Consider the following 20,519-nt stretch of genomic DNA (forward strand, 5'->3'; position numbering starts at 1 on the left):
GTCGCCCGGGACCGGATGCTGGAGGAGGCGATGACGGCGATCGCCGAGGACGGCCTCGCCGCGCTCACCATGTCCGCGCTCGCCGAGCGGCTCGGCACCAGCGGCGGCCACATCCTGTACTACTTCGGCAGCAAGGACCGCCTGCTCCTCGAGGCGCTGACCTGGAGCGAGGCCGCGCTGAGCGAGGAGCGGCGCGTGCTGCTCGCGGGCCGCGCGGCGCCCGCCCGCAAGCTCGACCGGTTCCTGCGGATGTATCTGCCCAAGGGGCCGCGTGATCCCCGCTGGATGCTGTGGATCGAACTGTGGGCGCGGGCCGGTGCGAACGAACCGCTCCGCACGGCCCAGGACGATCTGGACCGCGGCTGGCAGGCGGATCTGGAGGCCCTGCTCACCCAGGGCGCGGACAAGGACGCCTTCGTGGTGGACGACGCCGCGGGGCGGGCGGGCGAACTCCTCGCCCTTCTCGACGGCCTGAGCACCCGTGTCGTGCTCGGTCAGCGTGGCGCGGACCGCAGGGGAGCCCTCGCCTCGGCGCGCTCGGCGGCCGAGCGGCTCGTCGGGCGCCCGGAGGCGACCGGTCCGTAGCCCGAGCGGCCGAACGCGCAGGTCGTGATGGTCATGAGGCAGCCGGAGCGTGGAAGCCTCCACCTATGACCGAAAGCGCATACCTCTACATGGCGAGTCCTCGGATCACGGTCCTTGGCGTCAACCCCGGCCAGCCGCCCTTTCGCATCGTCGAGCTCGACGGCGAGGTGGTCGGTGAGGCCAGGGAACTTGTCGACGTCCTGGAGGTGGCCGCTCAGGCGGGTCACGTCGTGCACGACGTGGACGACCCAGATCAGGTGCGCTGGGTGGGCGGCGACAAGTTCACCTGGAAACCGAAGGAAACGACGGGGCCCGGCGAGCCTGACGAGACCCGCAGAGTCTGACGAGACCCGGGGAGCCTGACAGGCCCCGGAGAGCCTAAGGAACCGACGGAGCCGAACCGGCCGAAGCGGGGCAGGTCCGGGGATCGGGGCGGTCGGGCTCCAGGTCGTAGATCCGGTTCAGGAGCTCGGCCTCGTTGCCCGTCAGGCCCGCGCGGCGCAACGCCTCGTCCGCCTCGGCCATGGGCCCGGCGAGCATCGAGGCCGCCGCTGCCGGTGAAGGGCCGGACAGGGCGGCACGTGCGGTGTGCAGCAGCCGCAAGCAGGCCTGGGCGGCGGCCAGTTCCGGGGTCGGCGTGCTGGTCATGTCGAGAGCTCCTCTGCGCGGGGTCACAAGGACCGATGGCTCGCACCGGTGGACCCTCCACTCTTGCGCACGGGTCTGACAATCGGGCTCTACGCGGTCGCGGCGCGGCGGGTGAGCCGCAGCGTGAGGCCCTCCGGCATGAGCGTGAGGCGCTCGACGACCCGCAGGCGGTAGGCGGGGTCGGCGTGCAGGTCGTAGCGGCGCAGGAGCAGGCCGAGCACCAACGTGGCCTCGTGCAGCGCGAACTGACGGCCGATGCAGGCCCGCGCGCCCGTGCCGAACGGCTTGAAGACATGGGCGGGCCGCGCCCGTACCGCCGAAGGGGCGAACCGGTCGGGGTCGAACTCCTCGGGCCGCTCGCCCCACGCCGCCGGGTCGCGGTGCAGGAGTGTGGCGAGGACGAGCGCCCAGGCCCCCTCGCGCATCGGGTGCACACCGCCGAGCGTCGTGTCCCGCAGGGCCTGGCGCGAGAAGCCCGGCGCGGTCGGCCACAGCCGCAGCGACTCGTCGAGGACGCGCCGCAGGTAGCGGAGCTTGGCGACCTGCTCGTACGCGGGTTCCGCCGCGTCACCCCAGACCTCGTCGACCTCCGCCTGGGCGCGGGCCAGGACTTCGGGAGAGCGCGAGAGGTAGTGCAGGGCGAACGACAGGGCGCCCGAAGTCGTCTCGTGCCCCGCGACCAGGAAGGTGATGACCTGGCGGCGGATGTTCTCGGGGGAGAGCCGCTCGCCGGTCTCGGGATGCGCGACCTCCAGCATCCGGTCGAGCAGGTCGCCGTCGCCGGGGCCCGGGGCGGCGCGGCGGGCCGCGACCACGTCGTCGACGGTGCGGTTGAGGTAGGCCATGTCGGCGGCGTTGCGCCGGGTGGCGCCGCGCAGCAGCAGCGGGGCGAGCGCGGGCGGCACGACGTTGCGACGCTGGGCATAGGAGAGCGTGCCGACCATGGCCGACACGAAGGGGTGCGGCCGGGACCGCTCGAAGGAACCGAAGTCGTGCCCGAAGCCGGTGCGGGAGATCGTCTCCAGGGTCAGTTTCGTCATGTCGCCGGGCACGTCCACGGCCCGGCCGCTCTCCTCGCGCGCGTCCCAGCGGGCGGTCAGCTGCCGGGCGACGTCCAGCATCAGCGGGTGGTAACCGGCCATCGCGTCGCGGCTGAAGCCCGGCGCGAGGATGTCGTGCGCCAGTTGCCAGTTGGGCTCGTGGTTGTACGCCGTGAACAGGCCGTCACCTGCGACCGGCCGCAGATTGGCCACGCCGAGACCCACGTGCTTGGCGAACCGCGACTCGTCGGCCAGCTCGGCCGCGAGCCCGGCGCCCCAGACGAAGACGATCTCCTTGCCGAACGCCTTGCGGCGGAAGATGGGCCCGAGGCCGCTGCCGATGCGCATCGAATCCTGCACCGGCGTCCGGACATGGGCGCCCAGGACGTCGCCTATCAGGGGCAGACGGCGCGGCGGATGCGGTATGAGGTCGAGCCGCGGCCATCCGAGCTCGGCGCTGCGAAACCCCTTGGGCGGCGTCCCGGCCCCCTCCGCCACCTGCGATGTCTGCGACATCTGCGCCATGTGTGCCATCTCCCTTGAGCCGCAGACCCGTTGAGCCTGTTGTACGCGGATTCAATAAGGGTCATCAGTCTGGTGCCGCTATTGAATCCACGTCAAGTAAGGTGCTCCCATGGCCGCGAACCCGCAGGAGCGCACGCGCCGCAGACTCAGCACCGAGGAGCGCAGGGAGCAGCTCCTCTCGGCAGGGGCGCGGCTCTTCGCCCAGAATCCGTACGACGACGTCTGGGTCGAGCGCGTGGCGGAGATCGCCGGAGTGTCGCGCGGCCTGCTCTACCACTACTTCCCGACCAAGAGCGATTTCTTCGCCGCCGTGGTGCAGCGCGAGAGCAGGCGCATGCTGCGTCTGACCGCGGCCGTGCCCGGAGTCCCCGTCCGCGATCAGATCTGCACGGGCCTCGACACGTTCCTCGCGTACGTCGAGTCGCACGCCGAGGGCTTCCGCGCCTTCCATCGGGCGGAGGAGACGGGCGACGCCACGGTCCGCAGGATCTACCGCGAAGGCCTGGCGGCCCACGAGGACCAGATCCTCCAGGCTCTCGCCGCGGACCCCGAGGCTGCGTCCACCCCGCACGAACTGCCCGCCCTGCGCCTGGCCGTGCGCGGCTGGCTCGCCTTCATGGTGACGGTCTGCCTGGAGTGGCTCGAGGAGCCGGAACTGCTGCCTCGCGCGCAGGTGCGGGACCTGTGCGCGAGGGCGCTGCTCGGCGCGATCGCGCCCTGAGGGGGACCGCGGTCAGGCCGCCATGGCCAGGGGCCTCGCGGCGGCCACCACCCGTCCGTCGGGGAGCAGTTCGCCGGCGTCGTCGAAGACGATCGTGCCGTTGCACAGCAGGCTCCAGCCCTGTTCGGGGTGGGCGGAGAGGATCCTGGCCGCGAGGTGGTCGGGGCTGTCGGCGGGCGGGCACTGGGGCTGGTGGGCGCACATGGTGTACCTCCGGGTGGGGGTCGCGAACCTTGCGCGCGGCCCGGTCTCTTCTCGGTTCTTCCTTGTATGGATTAAGACCCCGCGACCGACCCCAACTCATCGCTCCGAAGGGCTGTTTGTGGTCTCTGGCCGGGTTCTCAGGTGGGGATGAAACCGGCCCGGAAGTGCGCCAGAAGTGTGGTGCGCGCCGACGTGTCCGCATCCGTCAGACGGCCCGCGGCCCAGAGGAAGAAGTCGTCGGCCTCCGCGTCCATCCAGTCGTACGCCGGGTCGAAGGGGCCGGGGTCCGGTGCGGGGTAAAGGAGTTCGAGGGCCGAGCCCCGTGCGTCCTCGACCGTGAAGCGGCGGGTGGCGGCGGGGCCCGTGGACTGCCGGACGGTCACCGCGTCGCAGTCCCAGCGGCGCCTGCCGACCTGGAGCCAGAGGGCCGCCGCCTCGTCGGAAGGGTCCGCGTACAGCGCCGCCGTCCCTGCTTCGCCCAGGTGGACGAAGCCGTGGCAGCGGCCGGACGCGGGGGACAGGAGCCCCGTGCGGGGATCGAGGGCCCACGCCCGGCCATGGTGGTCGTAGTCCTGGAGCAGCATGGACGTCAGGTGATCACGAGCGCGGCGGAATGCCGAGTTCCCGGTCGACGGCGGCGCTGGTGCGGGTCGCCGCCTTGATGACCGCGGCCCAGCTGCCGTACTTGGCGAACTGCTGGTCGGCGGTCGGGCCCAGAGGATTGCCGTACTTCTTCATGTTCCGCTGCTCCAGGGCCTCCACCGCCTCGGGGGTCATCCCGGCGCGGGTGATGTCCTTGGCCTCGTTGCGCATGTCGACGAGGACGCGGGCGATCTCCTCGTCGGAGTGGCCTTCCTCGTGCATACGGTCCGCCACGCGCTCCATGCTGTCCAGGAGCTCGTGGTAACGCAGCCGCACCTCACGTGCCCGCTCCCGCTCCTCCGGGCTCATCTGCCGGATCAGGCAGACCGCCTGGTCCTTGCTGGTGCACGGCTCCTCGGCCGCGGGCGGCGGGGCCAGCAGGCTGGTGGCGGAGGGGGTGTGCCGCACCAGGGCGTCCGCGTGAGCGTGCGCAGGAGCGAGCAAAGTGCCGCTGAGGGTGGTGAGGAGGGGGAGGAGGAAAAGGACGACGAGGCGGGGGAGGAAGCGCGGGGGCATCCGGGAGGTCCGGGGGGACCGCTGCTTCGTGGTCGGGGCGGCGGGCGCGTCGGGCACGGCGCCTGCGCCGGTTACGTCGGGTACGGCCTTGGGATGGGCACGCACGTAAGAACTCTCCTTCGCCTGGGAGTTGGGGCGAAGGGGACATTACGGTGCGATAACGGCCGCGAGCGGCCGCCCTCGCGGCGCGTCCGGGTGACGTAGGAGATGGCGCGCGCGGCGCACCGCCGCGTGCCGGTTCAGCGCGCCGCGTTCCCCTCACCCGCGGCCGGCCGCAGGCTCAGCGCGTGCAGTGCCAACTGCATCTCGAACTGGGCCGCCGGATCATGCAGCCGGTCGCCGAACACCTCGTCCAACTGCCGCAGGCGGTAGCGGACCGTCTGCGGGTGCACGGCGAGGCGCGTGGCGACCTCGCTCGCGTTGTGCCCGCACCGCAGCCAGCACAGCAGGGTCTCGGCGAGGCGCTCGCGCTGCGGTGAACGCACCTCCTCCAGGGGCAGCAGATGCCGCTGCGCGAGCGCGTTGATCAGCGCCTCGTCCTGGAAGAGCAGCAGCGTCGCCAGGTGGTCGGCGCAGTGCAGCAGGCCCGCACGGGGCAGGATGCCGCGCCGTGAGAGGTCAAGGGCGTCCAGCGCCCAGCGCAGCGAGCGCGCGCCCTCGTGCAGTGCGACCGTGGGGCCGATCACCGCACGCAGGCCCTGTAACGCGGCGGCGATCGAGCGGGCCCGCCCCGGCCCTTCCGGGTCGGGCACCACGATGCGGCCGGGCTGCTCGGTGAAGCGCGCGAGGAACTCCGGGGGCACGATGGGGCTGACGGTCTCCGGGGTCAGGGTGTGGTCGATGACGACCACCGCCACCTCGCGCGGAATGGACCACTGGGCGGCCTGCGCGAGATCGGCGATGGCTTCCGCCGACGCGGGAGGATCGGCGGTCAGCAGGTCGATGAGGCGGGCGCGGCGCTGCTGGAGTTCGCCCGCGGCGTGCAGCCTGGCCTCCGTGTAGCCCGCTGTCGTTGCCGCGGCCATCTCGTCCAGGTGCAGGAAGAGGGCCTCGCCGAAGGCGGCGAGCACATGCCGCGGCAGCAGGTCGGCGTCGACCAGGGCGTTGACCCGGCGCCAGGTGACGCGCGCGCCGAGGCGCAGCGCGGACTGGAAGGAGTCGAGGCTGCGGCCCTCGTCGGCCTCGCCCCTGCCGATGTTCTGGTAGGTGGCCTTCACCGAGACCCAGTCGGTGTCCGGGTGGGCCATCCGGGCCAGGAAGCCCTCCAGGGCCTGCTCCACACCGCGGTTCACGACATGCATGTACGTGTCGTCGGTCGGGCGTGCGTACTCCGGTATCTCCGTGCGGATCGCCCGCACCACCTCCGACGTGATGTCGTCGAGGTACGGCCTCATGTGATCGTGGAGGCCCGAGGGGAAGGCCCTGAACGCGGCGTACGACTCCTCTGCCGGGGTGCCCGCGGGTGCGGGGGTGCCTGGCTGGGGTATGCCGGCGGGCAGCGTAGAACCGTTCACCTTGGGTGCTCCCTGTGTGCACGGGGGGACAAAGGTTTGGTGAAGATGCCGCCACGGGGCTGTGGCGGACCGTCGAGGACGGACAGACATGATGCTGCCTCCCGTCACCCCCGTGACAAGAGGCAGCGAGTGCGAACTAGCTCACGTGAGCGGGCAGTTGCCGAACTCCGGTCTGCCCGCGAACCGGTCGCCGAGCCACTTGACCGTGTCGTCCTTCGCCAGTTGATCGGTTGTCAGGTGCTCGCCCGGATAGACCTTCCACCGGGTGGTGATCTTCGCCTTGCAGTACGCCGTGCGCGTCGCGTCCTCCGTCTCGATCGGGACGACTTCCTCCAGCGCGCCGCGGTACTGCAGGACCGGGAAGTCGATCTCGTGCGTGGCTCCTGATCCCGGGCGGCCGATGCCGACGCCGAGCTTCTGCGCGTCGACGACCTGACCCCACGTCCTGCCGTCCGTGCCCTTGAGCGCGTAGAGCTGCTCGAAGCCGAGGGCGCCCTTGGTGTTGTTCTCGAGCTTCTGGCCCGCGAGGGTCGCGATCGTGCCTGCCAGGCAGTGCGCTTTGGCCTTCTTGACGGTCTCCTTGCCCTGGTCGTTCAGGAGTTCCTCGAACGGCATCTGGGGATGCGCGGCCGACAGACCGACAACGGCGTCGACCAGGAATCCCGCGAACGGGCCGCCGTTGAGGGACTTGGCGACCACCTTCAGATCGCCGGGCACGCCGCCGGACGCGTCTCCCACGATGTCGAGTTCAGGCGCGTACGAAGCCGCGAGCTGTGTCGCCCACAGGCTGGCCGCACCGCCTTCGGAGTAGCCCCACAGGCCGATCTTCGTCTTCGGGTCGAGGCCGCTGCCGGGGATCGCGGGGGCGCTGCGCGCCATGTCGAGCAGAGCGTGCCCGGCGTCGGTGCCGGAGACGTACGGGTGGGTCTGGCCGTCCAGGTAGCCGGCGCCGTCCGTCGCGGCGACGGCGTACCCGGCCTTCAGGAGCGCCGCGATGTTCTCGCCCTCGTACTCGTCCTGGAAGGCGCCCGCGAGCTGCTTGGAGAAGGCGCACTGCGAACCGAGCCCCAGCGTGCCGGGGTTGAAGGCCACGACGGGCCGGCTGCCCGGCCCCTTCCACTCCGCCTGCGGCACGGCGACGGTCCCGGAGACCGCGACGGGCTTGCCCGTGTTGTCCTTCGAGCTGTACTGGACCTTCCAGGCACGCATCGGCACATTGCCCGGCACGTGCGGGAGCGCGGTCGGCCGGCAGGCGATGACGCTGCCGGGATCGCTCGGGACGGACCCCGGCACCTGGTAGATCCGCTCGTCCGTGGCGTCGCACGCCGCCGACGCGTCCGGGGCCGCGGCGGCGCCCGCCGTCAGGGTCGGCACACCGAGACCGAGGCCCGCCAGGGCGACGGCCGAGGACAGCGCCGCCAGTCTCTTCCTACGTTTCGCTCTTGGCCTGCGCACGGGCGCTCCTTCGTTTGGGTTCGCTTCGAGTTCGTTTCGAGAGAGGGAGGACGGGGGACAGCTGTGCACGCGTGAAGTTACGAAGCGGTAATCCGGCGCAGATAGTCAGCGGAGCCACAGCCCGCCGGACCGGAACTGTGCGCCGGGGACAAGTGGCGGCGCGCCCTCCTGCGCCACGATCAGGGGCATGACCGAGCCCCAGATGACGGCCCAGGACCCACGACCGTGGCTGCGCTTCTACGCCGCCGGGGTACCGCACCGCCTGCACGTCCCCGATGTCACGCTCCCCGAGCTGCTCGACGCCGCGGCCCGGCGCCACGGTGGCCGGTCCGGCTTCCGGGGGCTGCATCTTGCCGTCGGCGAATGCGCCGACACGCTGCGGACGCTGGGCATCCGGCACGGCGACCGGGTGGCGTTGGCGCTGCCCAACTGCCCCTGGTTCGCCGTGGCGTGGCATGCGGTGCTGCGGCTCGGGGCGGTCGTGGTGGCACTCGACCCCTCGGCGCCCCGCGAAGTGCTCAGGCATCAGCTGGGTGACTCAGGAGCGGTGCTGGTCATCGCCGGCGCAGCGGCGAGGGAGCGGTTCGACGCCGTCCGCGGGGACACCTTCGTACGGGATGTCATCACCGTCCCGGTCGACGGGGAGTGGCCGAGTCGGGGCCGCGTACGCAGACCGGCCCGGACTGCGGCGGGAGGTGAGGGGCCGCGGCCCGGCGATCTCGCCGTCCTCGCCCACGTCACCGCCGACGGGCCCGCGGCGATGCTCACGCACACCAACCTGGTCGCCGCCGCCCATCAACTGGGGCTGTGGCACCCGCAGTTGCGCCACGGGCGGGAGACCGCCCTGGCCGTCACACCGCTCTGGCGTCCGCACGGCCTGCTGTTCGGCCTGCTCGCCCCGCTGCTCACCGGGACACGTACGGTCCTCCTGCCGGACCCCGACGCACAGGTCCTGCTGCGTACGGCGCGCCGCCGGAAAGTGACCCTCCTGGCGGCCGAACCCGCCGACTGCCGACGGCTTCTCCGGCGCCCCGCCCACGAGTTGGAGGCCCTCGCCACGGTGCGGACCTGGCTGACCGGGACCCTGGACGCCGGGACCGCCGACCGTGTCCGGGGCTCGGTCGACGCGGTGCTCGTGGAGGGCCACGGCATCCCGGAGACCGCGGGCTCCTTCATCGCCAACCCGCGCGGAGCCAACGCCCGCCCCGGCACCTCCGGCCTGCCCCTGCCCGGCACGGAGGTCCGCATCGGCCAGGAGGGCGCCCCCGGCGTGGAGTTGCCCCGGGGGCAGGCCGGTGAACTCCTGGTCCGGGGGCCGCAGGTGTGCGCGGGCTACTGGGGCGAACCGGCGGAGAGTGCGCGGCGGCTGCTGCCGGGAGGGTGGCTGCGTACGGGCGACATCGCGGTCCTGAGTCCGGACGGCTATGTGACCGTCATCGGCGGCCCTGGCGCCGGGGACCGCGAGGATGCCCCGGCGTTCGCGTCACATCTCCCGGCCTCCGTGTCACATCTCCGGGCCTCCGCGTCACATCTCCAGGAACGCCCCCGTCCGTGAGCCGCTCGCCCGCGCGATCTCCTTCGGCGTCCCCTCGGCCGCGATCTCACCGCCCGCCTCGCCCCCTTCCGGGCCCATGTCGATGACCCAGTCGGCGGCGCGGATGACGTCCAGGTTGTGCTCGATGGTGATGACGGTGTTGCCCGCGTCGACCAGGCGTTGCAGGACGCCGAGCAGACGTGCGGTGTCGGCGGCGTGCAGGCCGGTCGTGGGCTCGTCCAGGAGGTAGAGGGTGCGGCCCGTGGCGCGTCGCCCCAACTCCGCGGCGAGCTTGACGCGTTGGGCCTCGCCTCCGGAGAGGGTGGTCGCGGGCTGGCCGAGCTGGAGGTAGCCGAGGCCGACGTCGGACAGCCGCTGGAGCCGCGTCGCCGCACCCGGCACTGCCTCGAAGACCGTCAGTGCTTCGTCGACGGTCATGTCGAGGACCTGGGCGATGTCGTGGCCGCCGTACCGCGCGGCGAGCACGTCGGGCTTGAAGCGACGCCCGCGGCAGGCGGGACAGCGCACCTCCACGTCGGGCAGGAAGTGCATCTGCACCGTGAGAACCCCCGCGCCCGTGCACCGCTCGCAGCGGCCACCCGCCACGTTGAAGGAGAAGTGCCCGGCGGTGAGCCCCCGTTGACGGGAGCCGTCGCTCGCCGCGAACGCCTCGCGGATCGGCGTGAACGCCTCCGCGTACGTCGCCGCGTTCGACCGGGGCACCCGGCTGATCGCCTGCTGGTCGATGGTCACGACCTTGTCGACGTGCTCCCAGCCCTCGATGGCGTCGTGGGCGCCGGGGGTGTCGCTCGCGCCGTGGAAACGCTGCCGTGCGGCACGCCCAAGGACGTCGAGCACCAGCGAGGACTTGCCCGAGCCCGAGGGGCCGCTCACGGCGACGAGGCGCCCGAGCGGCAGCCGCGCGGTGACGTTCTTGAGGTTGTGCGCCCGCGCCCCGCGGATGACGAGCCCGGCACCGGACGCGGGCGCCCTGAGTACGGGAAGCGGCATCGTCAGGCGCCCGGAGAGATGGTCACCGGTGACCGAACCGGGGGTCGCCGCCACCTCGTCGGGTGTACCGGCGGCCACGATGTGCCCGCCGGCGCGGCCCGCGCCGGGCCCGACGTCGACGACGTGGTCGGCCGCGCGCAGCACATCGAGGTCGTGCTCGATGACGAGGACCGTGTTGCCCAGGTCGCGCAGGCGGCGCAGGACGTCGATCAGGCGGGCGGTGTCCGCGGGATGCAGCCCGATGGTCGGCTCGTCCAGGACGTACAGCACTCCGGTCAGGCCCGAGCCGAGCAGCGCGGACAGGCGCAGGCGCTGGGTCTCGCCCGCCGAGAGGCTGGGTGTGGCGCGCTCCAGGGTCAGATAGCCGACGCCGACGTCGACGAGGCGGCGCACGCGTTCTCGCAGGTCGTCCACGATCGGCTCGGTGACGTGCCAGGCCTCGCTGTCGGTGACGTGTTCGCGCAGGCCGGCGATCCACCCGGCGAGTGCGTCGAGCGGCAGGCGCGAGGCGTCGACGATGGTCAGCCCGGCGACGGTGACCCGTCGGCTCTCCGGGCGCAGACGGGTGCCGTCGCAGTCCGGGCAGACGTCGTTGACGAGGAACTTCTCCGTCCTCGCGCGGTAGGCGGCGTCATCGATGCGCTCGGCGTACCGGCGCAGCACGTTCGTGACCACGCCCTCGAAGCGGCCGCGGCCGACCGTCGCCGGTGGTGCCGCGTCCGGGAAGTGGCGGCGGAACCGATCGCTGTCCACGCCGTGCAGCAACAAGTCCTGCTGTAGGTCGGGGAGTTCGCGTACGGGAGTCTCCGCGTCGAAGGTGAAGCCGTAGTGCTCACCCGCGGCGCGCAGGATCGTGAGGTTGCGCTCGGCCAGCGCGGGGAGCCAGCCGAGCACGGCGCCCCCGGCGACACTCAGGTCCTCGTCGACCAGGCGGCGCACGTCGGCCTGGAAGACGGTGCCGATGCCGGTGCAGGTGGCGCAGGCACCGGCGGGCTTGTTGAAGGAGAACGTGCCCATCACCATGCCCGGCACGGGCGCCCCGCAGTGCGGGCAGGGGAGCGCGGGCCGGTCGTCGTCGGGCGAGGCGTCGGTGCCAGGTTCGGCGCCGGGTTCGGTCCCTGACGGCTCGTCGTCCCAGAGCTCGTCGCCGCTCACGTGGTAGGCGGGCGGGACGTCCTCACCGCACGCCGGGCACGGACGGTGGCCGATGCGCGCCCACAGCAGACGCAGATACGTGAAGACCTCGGTGACCGTGCCGACCGTCGACCGGGGGCTGCGGTTGGTCAGATGCTGGTCGACGCTGATCGACGGCGACAGACCGGTGATCGAGTCGACCGAGGGCTTTCCGGCGAAGGTGGTGACCAGGCCGAGCGATTCCAGGTACTGCCGCTGGCCCTCCCGGTGCAGGGTGTCGAAGGCGAGCGTGGACTTGCCGGAGCCGGAGAGGCCGGTCAGCACGACGAGCTGGTTCTTGGGGACGGTGAGCGAGACGTTCTTGAGGTTGTGCAGGCGTGCGCCTTTGACGCGGATCGCATCGGCCTTGGCTGTGATGGCATCCATGCCTTCAAGTGTTCCATTGAAGTGCTTGTTGAGACTTTTGCGCGAGGGGAGGCCCGTTGTCCCGTGCGTCGGCTCGGATAACCTTCAACTCCGAGGTTCCGTCGCACGTCAGGGAGGGCCCTTCATGAGTCGAGCCAAGACGGCGCTGCGCCCCGTCGATCTGGCGCGTGCGGCCGGTGTCTCGACCCAGCAGATCCGCAACTACGCCGATGCGGGCATCCTGCCGCCGACGCCGCGCACGCCCGCCGGATACCGCAGGTTCGACACACGCCACCGCGACGCCCTGCTCACCTATCGCGCGCTCGTGCCCGGGTACGGCCTCGACACCGCGCAGGCGGTCATGAGGGCCGTCCACGCGGGAGACATCCCGCTGGCCCTGTCCCTCGTCGACGCCGGTCACGCCGACCTGCACCAGCAGCGCCTTTCCCTGCGGGCGGCGGGCGAGGCCCTGGAAGCCGTCGCGAAGGAGACGCCGGACGACCCCGCGCCGCCCGCGCCGCCACCGCACCTGCGTATCGGCGAGGTGGCCGCCCGCCTCGGCGTGCGCACCTCCGCGCTACGGGTGTGGGAGTCGGCGGGCCTGCTGAAACCGCAACGGGAACCGGGCACCCACTACCGCTGGTTCAGCCCTGTCGACGTACGCGACGCGCGCATCGTCAGCATCCTCCGACAGGGCCACTACCCGCTGCCGCAGATCCACGCCGTGCTCGACGGCCTGCGTGAGACGGGCAGCCCCGACGCGCTCCGGGCGGCCATCGCCGGGCGCCTCGCGGGCGTCGCCACGCGCTCGACCGCCATGCTGGCCGCATCGGGCCTTCTGCATCAGTACGTCACCGCAGAACGGCACCTGACTGACGATCAGCCCCTCACCGATGACCAGCCTCCCACCGACGATCAACCCCTCACCGACGCACCGGACGGTGGTCCCGCCTGACACCGGCAGGCGCGCCCGGCCGCCGGTGCCGGGCGGGCCGCCGCAACGTGACCGCGGTGACGAAGGCACCCAACAGGACGCACAGGGCGGCCAGTTGAAGCCCGGTGTCGTAGCCGTCCAGGAAGGCGCTGCGCGGATCGGCGCCGTCCCGCAGCGCGGTGCGTTCCGTACGGGTCAAAACCACGCCGACCAGGACGACCCCGAAGACCCCGGAGATCTCGCGGGCCGCGCTCACCAGGCCCGAAGCCATGCCGGTGCGCGTCGCGGGGACATCGGCGACGGAACGTACCGTCAGCGGAGTCGTCAGGGCGGACCCCGCGCCGATCAGGAGCAGCCCCGGCTGAAGATCCCAGTACTGCGCGTGCAGCCCCGTCCCCGAGACCCACACGAGCCCGCCCGCGACCAGGACGAGCCCGCCTGCGATCGACCAGTGCGCCCCCACGGCCTTCGCCGCACGCTCGGCGAACGGCGTCGTCACGAGCAGCGCGCCCGCCAGCGGCAGAAAGGCGAGACCCGCCTTCGTGGGGGAGAAGCCGAGCACACGCTGGAGGTAGAGCGCGGTGAAGAAGAACACGCCGTTGACGCCGATGCCCCACAGCACCTGCGCCGCCGCACCGCCGCTGAGTGAGCGGCTGCGCAGCAGACGCAGATCCACCAGCGGCAGGAACGTGCGCGACTCGACGACGAGGAACGCGATGCCTGTGGCCGCCGACAGCCACAGACAGAGCGGCACGGGCGGCGTGCTGAAGCTGTGCTCCCCACCCTTGACCAGGCCGTACGTGAGGAGGAAGAGCGAGGTCGTGGACAGTGCGACGCCCGGCAGATCGAGGAGCGGCAGCAGGCCGCGGCGCACGCGTGTGACGGTCCGCGGCACCGCGGGCACCAGCAACAGGGCGAGGACACCGAAGGGGACATTGAGCAGGAACACCCAGCTCCAGTCCCAGCGTTCGGTGACGAAGCCGCCCACCACCGGCCCGAGCGCGAGCGCCACAGCGAGCGCCGCCGTCCACAGACCGACCGCCATGGCGCGCCTGCGGGCGGGCAGATCGGCGGCGACCACCGCGAGCGAGGCCGGGATGACGAGCGCAGCGCCCACACCCTGCACAGTGCGCGCCGCGATGAGCGTCCCGCCGCTGTCCGCGAGGGCGGCCGCCAGCGAGGCCACGGTGAACACGACGATCCCCGCCGCGAGGACCGCCCGCCGCCCGAGCAGATCGGTGAGCCGGCCCCCGGCCGGCAGGAGCGAGCCGAAGCTCAGCACGTAGCTGGTGGCCACCCATTCCAAGTCCGTCACGCTCAGGCCGAGTTCACGCTGCACGGTGGGCAGCGCGACATTGATGACGGTGTTGTCGAGCGTCGTGATGAAACCCGCGAGGGCGAGCATCGCCAGCAGAGCGGTCAGCCTGCCACGGCCCACGTGCGGCTCCCCTCGGTCGCGATGCCGTTCGCTGGGGGATTCTCCGGGCCCGCGACGGCCGTCGCTGCTGCCCGCGACGCCGAATCGGGTGCGGCGGCTTGTCAGTGAAGTGACAGAGGGTGTCAGACGATCTGTCAGCAACCCGTCTTACTCATGGGTCACATCCGGGCGGAACCTGGTGCACCGCTCGTACCGGTCCCGCACGTCGCTCGTTCAGGTCTCTCACCGTCACTCGTCCGGTCCCGCACGTCGCTCGTCCCGGTCCCCGCGAGGCCCGCCCCCCGGCCCCGCGCCGTCCAGTTGGAGCCGCCATGTCCACCACTCAGCCCCTCCAGCCGCCCGAAGGCCCGCTGCTGACCGACCACTTGGCGCACTGGGCCGCCGCCCGGCCCCACCAACGCGCCTTCACTCACGTGGAGTTTCCCGAGCCGTCGTCCCCCGGCCTGCATCACACCCTCGGCTGGCAGGGGCTCGACGTGCGGGCGCGCGCGCTCGCCGGGCGTATCGCGGCGATCGCGGGCCCCGGGGAGCGGGCGGCGCTTCTGCTTCCGCAGGGTCTCGACTACGCGGCGGCGTTCCTCGGGTGTCTCTACGCGGGAGTGATCGCGGTACCTCTGTTCAGCCCTGAACTGCCGGGCCACGAGGGCCGGTTGGCGGCCGTCCTCGCGGACTGCGAACCCGCGTGCGTGCTGGCCGACGCGGCGACGGCTCCCGGCGTCGAGCGCTTCATGTCCGTGCAAGGGCTGCCGCCCGTTCCCGTGTTCCTGGCGGACCGGCCGGGCGAGACGTCGCAGGCCGCCCTGCCCGAGCGGCTCGAACCGGACGACATCGCCTACCTCCAGTACACCTCGGGCTCCACGCGCAGTCCGGCGGGCGTCGTGATCAGCCACGCCAACGTGGTGGCCAACGCCCGCCAGGCCATCGACGCCTTCGCGGCCGACGCGGCGGCCAACACGACGGTCGGCTGGCTGCCGCTCTTCCACGACATGGGCCTCGTCCTGAGCGTGGCCGCGCCCGTCGTCGGCGGATTCCCCTCGGTCCTCATGGACCCGGTCGCCTTCCTCGAACACCCGGTGCGCTGGCTGCGGCTCCTCGCCGCGTATCCCGGGACGATCAGCGCGGCCCCCAACTTCGCGTACGACTACTGCGCCAGCAGGGTCGACCGGGACGAGGCCGCCGAGCTGCGCCTCGACCGGGTCAAGGTCCTCATCAACGGCAGCGAACCCGTGCGCCCCGGCACCGTCGACCGCTTCCGCGACGCGTTCGCCGACGCGGGGCTCGCACCCGAGGCGCACTGTCCGGCGTACGGCCTCGCCGAGGCCACCGTGTTCGTGACGACCGACACCTTCGACGCGCCGCCCGCCGTCGTGGCATGCGATCCGCTTGCCCTGTCCGAAGGGCGCCTGGAAGCGGTGGAGGTGACGGATCCAGGGGCAACGCGCCTGGTCGCCTGTGGTACCCCGGCAGGACAGGAGCTGCGTATCGCCGACCCGGTGACCGGCGCCGCACTCCAGCCGGGCGAGGTCGGCGAGATCATGCTGCGCGGCCCCAACATCGGCCTCTGCTACTGGAAGCGGAACGGCCTCTCGGAGGAGGTCTTCGGCTTCCGCCCACCTGACGGCGAATGCGGCGAAGGCGGCGACGACGGTGACGACGGCGAGGCGGGCTGGCTGCGCACGGGCGATCTCGGCGCGCTTCACAACGGACTGCTCCACGTCACCGGCCGGCTCAAGGACCTGATCATCGTGGACGGCCGCAACCACTACCCCCAGGACATCGAGGAGACCGTGCAGTCGGCCGTCGACCTCGTCCGCAGGGACCGTCTCGCCGCGTTCTGCGCCCCCTGGACGGGTACCGAGACCGAAGTCCTGGTCGTCGTCGCCGAGCACCGACGCGGCGCCGAACCCACGGAAGAGGAAGCGCTTGCCGCCCTGCGCACCGCCACGGCCGCCGTCTCGGCCCGGCACGGACTGCGCCTCGCCGAACTCCTCCTCATCCCGCCGGGCTCACTGCCGAGGACGAGCAGCGGCAAGGTCGCCAGAGCCGCGGCCCGGGCCCGCCATCTGCGCGGCGCCTTCGGCGAGGGCGGCAGGAGCGGCGCGGAGGACGCGCGATGAGGGAGGCGGGCCAGGCGGAGATCCGGGCCGCGATCGTCGAGAGCCTGAGTGCCTGGTACGGCCTCGTGGCCGAGGAGATCGCGGACGACCGCCCGCTGGCGGAGCTGGGTCTCACCTCACGCGACGCGGTCGTCCTGACGGCACGGCTGAGCGACTTGGCGGGCACTCGGCTGCCCGCGACGCTGCTCTGGGAGGCGTCCACGATCGGCGCGCTCACCGAGCGGGTGGCGCGCGGTGAACCGGAGCACGGCGGTGCGCCGTCGAAGCAGGCGGGTGCGGGTATCGCTGCGTCAGCCACGCAGGGCGACGCACCGGTGGCGGTCATCGGCATCGGCTGCCGGCTGCCCGGCGCGGTCACCTCGCCCGCCGCCTTCTGGCGGCTTCTGAGCGAGGGCCGCGACGCCGTGGGCACGGTCGGCGAGGACCGCTGGGCGCCGTTCGTCCGAGCGGGGAAGAGCCTGCCGGACGACCTCAGCAGGCACGGCGGCTTCCTCGGGGACGGGAGCATCGAGGGCGTGGCGGGCTTCGACGCCGAGTTCTTCGGCATCGGCGCGGACGAGGCCACCGCCATGGACCCGCAGCAGCGCATGCTCCTGGAGGTCACCCGCGAGGCCGTCGACCACGCGGCACTGTCCGTGCCGTCCCTCGCGGGCACCCGTACCGGGGTCTTCGTGGGCATCAGCGGCAACGAATACGCCCATCTCACCACCGCGGACCCGGAGTCCATCGGGGCCTGGACCCCGCCGGGCGCGGCGCTGAGCGTGGCCGCCAACCGCCTCTCCTACCTCCTGGACCTGCGCGGCCCGAGCATGGCCGTCGACACGGCGTGCTCCTCCTCGCTCGTCGCCGTGCACCACGCGGTACGCAGCCTCGGCGCGGGGGAGAGCGACCTGGCGCTCGCCGCCGGGGTGAACCTGCTGCTCTCCCCGGCGGTGACGCTCGGCTTCCAGTGCGCGGGAGCGCTGGCCGCCGACGGGCGGTGCAAGGCGTTCGACGCGTCGGCCGACGGGATGGTGCGCGGCGAGGGGTGCGGCGTCGTCGTCCTCAAGCGTCTCGCCGACGCCGAACGTGACGGCGACCGAATCCTCGCGGTGATCGAGTCCACCGCGGTCAACTCGGACGGCCGTTCCAACGGACTCACGGCCCCCAGTGCCGATGCCCAGCGCAGGCTCCTGGAGCAGTGCCATTCCGCTTCGCCCGCCTCGGTGGACTACGTCGAGGCACACGGCACCGGCACGGCGCTGGGCGATCCGATCGAGGCCTCGGCGCTTTCGGCCGCGCTCGGCGCGGGCCGGGGGAGGGCCGCCGACCAGCCGCTGCTCATCGGCTCGGTGAAGACGAACATCGGTCATCTTGAGGCGGCGGCGGGCATCGCCGGGTTCATCAAGACGGTGCTCTCCCTGCACCACGACGAGATCCCGCCCCACCTGCACTTCACCGCCCCGGGCCCGCACGCCGACCTCGACGCGCTCGGCCTGCGCGTCGTCACGGGTCCCGAGCCGTGGCCCCGCTACTCCGGCACTGCACGCGCGGGAGTCTCGGCGTTCGGCTTCGGCGGCACGAACGCGCACGTCGTCCTCGCCGAACACCGCGTGCCGCGCGGCCCACGCGCGGCGGCCACCGGAGCGGCCGTCGCCCTGCTCGACGGCGTCACCGAGGACCGCGTACGCGCGTACGCCGGGGAGCTGGCCCAGTGGCTCGCGGGTCCGGACAGCCGCACCGTCCGCCCCGCGGACCTGGCCCGCACCCTGTCCGGCCGCGTGGGGAGGGGCCGCCACAAAGCGGCGGTCGTCGCCCGTGACCGGGCGGAGCTGACCACGGCACTGGCTCATCTGGCCGGGCGGGAGCCCGACGCGCGGGTGGTCCTGGAGGTGCCCGGCCCAGGAGCGCCCGCGGCCGGTGCCGACCCCGGGGCCGTGTGGGTGTTCTCCGGATACGGGTCGCAGTGGCCCGGCATGGGAAGCGAACTGCTCGCCACGGAGCCGGAGTTCGCCGCCGCCGTCGACCGTCTGGAGCCGCTGCTGCGTGACCAGGCCGGCATCTCGCTGCGGGACTGCATGGACCCCGGCGCCGATCTGACCTCGCCCGCCGTCGTCATGCCCGCCCTCTTCGGTCTGCAGGTCGCCCTCGCCGAGCTGTGGCGGTCGTACGGCCTCGAACCCGCCGCCGTGATCGGCCACTCGATGGGGGAGATCGCCGCGGCCGTCGCCTGCGGCGCCCTCGACACGGCCACGGGCGCGCGCGTCGTCGCGATCCGCTCGCGGCTCCTCGCCGGGCTCACGGGCGGCGCGATGGCCGTGGTGGACCGGCCCGGCGAGCACGTCGAAGCGCTGGCCGCCGACTTCCGTACGCTCCAGGTCGCGGTGCACGCGTCGCCCGTACAGAGCGTGGTCACCGGTTCCGCGGACGATGTGCGCGGACTCATCGACCACGTCACCGGGGAAGGCGGCTTCGCCCGCTCCCTGCGCGTCTCCGGGGCGGGACACTCGCCCCAGGTCGACCCGCTGCTCGGCGAGTTCGCCAGGGAGCTCGGCACCGTGCGCCACGCGCGGCCCGGCTGCCGTCGCTATTCCACCGTCCTCGCCGACCCGCGCGACCCGGCACCCTGCGACGCCGGCTACTGGATCGCCAACCTGCGCCGTCCCGTCCGCTTCACCCAGGCGGTACGCGCCGCAGCCGACGACGGCCACCGCCTGTTCGTCGAAGTGGCGCCGCACCCCACGCAGTTGCACCCGCTGACCGAGACGCTGCGCGAAGCGGGCGCCGACGACCCGCTGATCCTGCCGACCCTGCGCCGCGGCACCGACGACGCGCTCACCTTCCGCACCTCGCTGGCCACGCTGCTCGTACGAGGTGTCGGCGGACCCGCGCCACTTCAGGACCTGCATCCCGGTGCCCGCGTCGTCGACGTCCCCACGCCACGCTGGCGGCACCGCCGCTTCTGGGCGGGGGAGGCACCCGGCCCGCACGCGATGCCACGTCCCGTACCCCGCACCCGCGCCGTGGGCCCGCTGGACCGTCTCCGCGGCTGTGTGGCCGACGTCATGGGCTACACCCCGGACCGCATCGACGCCGACACGCCCCTCACCGACCTGGGGCTCGACTCGCTCAGCGCGGCGCGCATCCGGACCGCGGTGGAGCGGGAGTTCGGGGTGGAGCTGGAGCCGGGCGTACTGCTGCGGCAGGCGACGCTGAGGGGGGTCGCGGAGGTGCTGCCACAGGGGCGCGGCATCAGGGGGGTTCGGGTTCGGGCAGAACCCGGGCCAAGGCGCAGGGAGGGCCCCCTTCGCGTGCTGGCCGATACGGGGCCCGGCACCCCCCTCTTCCTGGCGCACGCCGCGGGCGGCACCTCCGAGGTGTACGCACGCCTCGCCGACCGCCTGTCCGCCTCCCGCCCCGTGTACGGCTTCGACCGGCTGGAGACCCCGGAGCACGTCGGGCCCCGTGCGGCGGAGTTCGCGGAGCGTATCCGCGCCATGAGCCCCAACGGGCCATGGCTGCTGGGAGGTTGGTCCTACGGCGGGCTGCTGGCCCAGGAGGCGGCGAGGCTCCTCACGCCGCACGGCACCGTCCGCGCCCTGGTACTCCTCGATTCCGTACTTCCTCTGCCCGTGCCCCCGGGCCTGACCCCGGTGGAGGAAGCGCAGCGCCGCTACGCCGACTTCGCCGCGTACATCGAGCGCACCTATCGCGCCCAACTCGCCCTGCCTTACGAGGAGCTGGCGCGCCGGGACGACGCCGAGCAGATCGCCCTCGTCATGAAACTCCTGGAACAGGCCGTCGACCTTCCCCAGGCGGTCCTCGACCATCAGCGCACCTCGGCCCTCGACCTCCGTAGCGGCGAACGCCACAGTCCCGGACCGTACGCGGGCCGTACCCTCCTCTACCGGGCGACCGAACCGGCCCCGCACACCGTGCGCGACATCCGCTACGAGCGGGACGACGAAAGCCTCGGGTGGGACGCCCACTGCACCGACCTCACGGTGACCCCGCTGCCGGGACACCACCTCTCCCTGCTCGACCCGCCGGTCGTGGACACCCTCGCGGAGTTCCTGACCCGCGACCTGCGCGACGCCTGACCGCTCGCACCTCCCAC

At 72.6% G+C, this 20,519-nt stretch carries 16 protein-coding genes; 7 read left to right on the forward strand and 9 right to left on the reverse strand.

The features are described from left to right. Window positions 1-15 precede the first annotated feature (15 nt). Both ACWFRU_RS25300 and ACWFRU_RS25305 read left to right on the forward strand, forming a co-directional pair. Window positions 16-585 (forward strand): TetR/AcrR family transcriptional regulator, encoded by a 570-nt coding sequence (locus ACWFRU_RS25300; protein WP_453690478.1) that lies wholly within the window; start codon window positions 16-18, stop codon window positions 583-585. A 65-nt stretch (window positions 586-650) separates the two neighbouring features. Further along, window positions 651-929, forward strand: a complete 279-nt coding sequence (locus tag ACWFRU_RS25305; RefSeq protein ID WP_453690447.1) for a hypothetical protein — start codon at window positions 651-653, stop codon at window positions 927-929. Between the two features lie 34 nt (window positions 930-963). Here ACWFRU_RS25305 and ACWFRU_RS25310 read toward each other — a convergent pair whose 3' ends face one another. Beyond that, window positions 964-1,233 (reverse strand): hypothetical protein, encoded by a 270-nt coding sequence (locus ACWFRU_RS25310; protein ID WP_453690448.1) that lies wholly within the window; start codon window positions 1,231-1,233, stop codon window positions 964-966. An 89-nt stretch (window positions 1,234-1,322) separates the two neighbouring features. Beyond that, entirely contained in the window at window positions 1,323-2,807 is a 1,485-nt protein-coding gene (locus ACWFRU_RS25315) for a cytochrome P450 (RefSeq protein WP_453690449.1), read from the reverse strand. Window positions 2,808-2,907: 100 nt separating this feature from the next. On the opposite strand from ACWFRU_RS25315, the gene ACWFRU_RS25320 reads away from it, so the two are divergent. Beyond that, the gene (locus ACWFRU_RS25320; RefSeq protein WP_453690450.1) at window positions 2,908-3,519 is read left to right on the forward strand and encodes a TetR/AcrR family transcriptional regulator; all 612 of its coding nucleotides are present in this window, start codon (window positions 2,908-2,910) and stop codon (window positions 3,517-3,519) included. Between the two features lie 12 nt (window positions 3,520-3,531). Here the strand turns inward: ACWFRU_RS25320 and ACWFRU_RS25325 are convergent, their stop codons facing one another. The 5 genes from ACWFRU_RS25325 to ACWFRU_RS25345 all read right to left on the reverse strand — a co-directional run bounded on the left by ACWFRU_RS25325 (window position 3,532) and on the right by ACWFRU_RS25345 (window position 7,850). Further along, window positions 3,532-3,723 (reverse strand): DUF5999 family protein, encoded by a 192-nt coding sequence (locus ACWFRU_RS25325; protein ID WP_365817853.1) that lies wholly within the window; start codon window positions 3,721-3,723, stop codon window positions 3,532-3,534. Between the two features lie 137 nt (window positions 3,724-3,860). Beyond that, window positions 3,861-4,307 (reverse strand): hypothetical protein, encoded by a 447-nt coding sequence (locus tag ACWFRU_RS25330; protein WP_453690451.1) that lies wholly within the window; start codon window positions 4,305-4,307, stop codon window positions 3,861-3,863. 13 nt (window positions 4,308-4,320) lie between these two features. Further along, window positions 4,321-4,986, reverse strand: a complete 666-nt coding sequence (locus tag ACWFRU_RS25335; RefSeq protein ID WP_453690452.1) for a hypothetical protein — start codon at window positions 4,984-4,986, stop codon at window positions 4,321-4,323. 134 nt (window positions 4,987-5,120) lie between these two features. Further along, entirely contained in the window at window positions 5,121-6,395 is a 1,275-nt protein-coding gene (locus tag ACWFRU_RS25340) for a helix-turn-helix domain-containing protein (protein WP_453690453.1), read from the reverse strand. A gap of 141 nt (window positions 6,396-6,536) precedes the next feature. After that, the gene (locus ACWFRU_RS25345; protein WP_453690454.1) at window positions 6,537-7,850 is read right to left on the reverse strand and encodes a lipase family protein; all 1,314 of its coding nucleotides are present in this window, start codon (window positions 7,848-7,850) and stop codon (window positions 6,537-6,539) included. 187 nt (window positions 7,851-8,037) lie between these two features. Between ACWFRU_RS25345 and ACWFRU_RS25350 the strand changes: the two genes are divergently transcribed. Then, window positions 8,038-9,405 carry an AMP-binding protein gene (locus ACWFRU_RS25350; RefSeq protein ID WP_453690455.1) on the forward strand — a complete coding sequence of 456 codons (1,368 nt, stop codon included), beginning with the start codon at window positions 8,038-8,040 and terminating at the stop codon, window positions 9,403-9,405. Here ACWFRU_RS25350 and uvrA read toward each other — a convergent pair. Beyond that, complete coding sequence (uvrA, locus tag ACWFRU_RS25355) at window positions 9,376-11,955, reverse strand: excinuclease ABC subunit UvrA (protein ID WP_453690456.1); 2,580 nt, start codon at window positions 11,953-11,955, stop codon at window positions 9,376-9,378. The two genes, ACWFRU_RS25350 and uvrA, sit on opposite strands and share 30 nt — an antisense overlap. A 124-nt stretch (window positions 11,956-12,079) precedes the next feature. Here uvrA and ACWFRU_RS25360 point away from each other — a divergent pair, with 124 nt between their 5' ends. Beyond that, a complete protein-coding gene (locus ACWFRU_RS25360) occupies window positions 12,080-12,889 on the forward strand; it encodes a MerR family transcriptional regulator (protein ID WP_453690457.1) in 810 nt (269 codons plus the stop codon). Here ACWFRU_RS25360 and ACWFRU_RS25365 read toward each other — a convergent pair. Continuing rightward, a complete protein-coding gene (locus tag ACWFRU_RS25365; protein WP_453690458.1) occupies window positions 12,858-14,306 on the reverse strand; it encodes an MFS transporter in 1,449 nt (482 codons plus the stop codon). The two genes, ACWFRU_RS25360 and ACWFRU_RS25365, sit on opposite strands and share 32 nt — an antisense overlap. A gap of 311 nt (window positions 14,307-14,617) precedes the next feature. Between ACWFRU_RS25365 and ACWFRU_RS25370 the strand changes: the two genes are divergently transcribed. Then, window positions 14,618-16,423 carry a fatty acyl-AMP ligase gene (locus tag ACWFRU_RS25370; RefSeq protein WP_453690459.1) on the forward strand — a complete coding sequence of 602 codons (1,806 nt, stop codon included), beginning with the start codon at window positions 14,618-14,620 and terminating at the stop codon, window positions 16,421-16,423. Continuing rightward, the gene (locus ACWFRU_RS25375) at window positions 16,420-20,502 is read left to right on the forward strand and encodes an acyltransferase domain-containing protein (protein ID WP_453690460.1); all 4,083 of its coding nucleotides are present in this window, start codon (window positions 16,420-16,422) and stop codon (window positions 20,500-20,502) included. The genes ACWFRU_RS25370 and ACWFRU_RS25375 overlap by 4 nt, the downstream gene beginning before the upstream one ends. The last annotated feature ends 17 nt before the right edge of the window (window positions 20,503-20,519 follow it).

Source organism: Streptomyces sp. NPDC055099 (assembly GCF_053607685.1).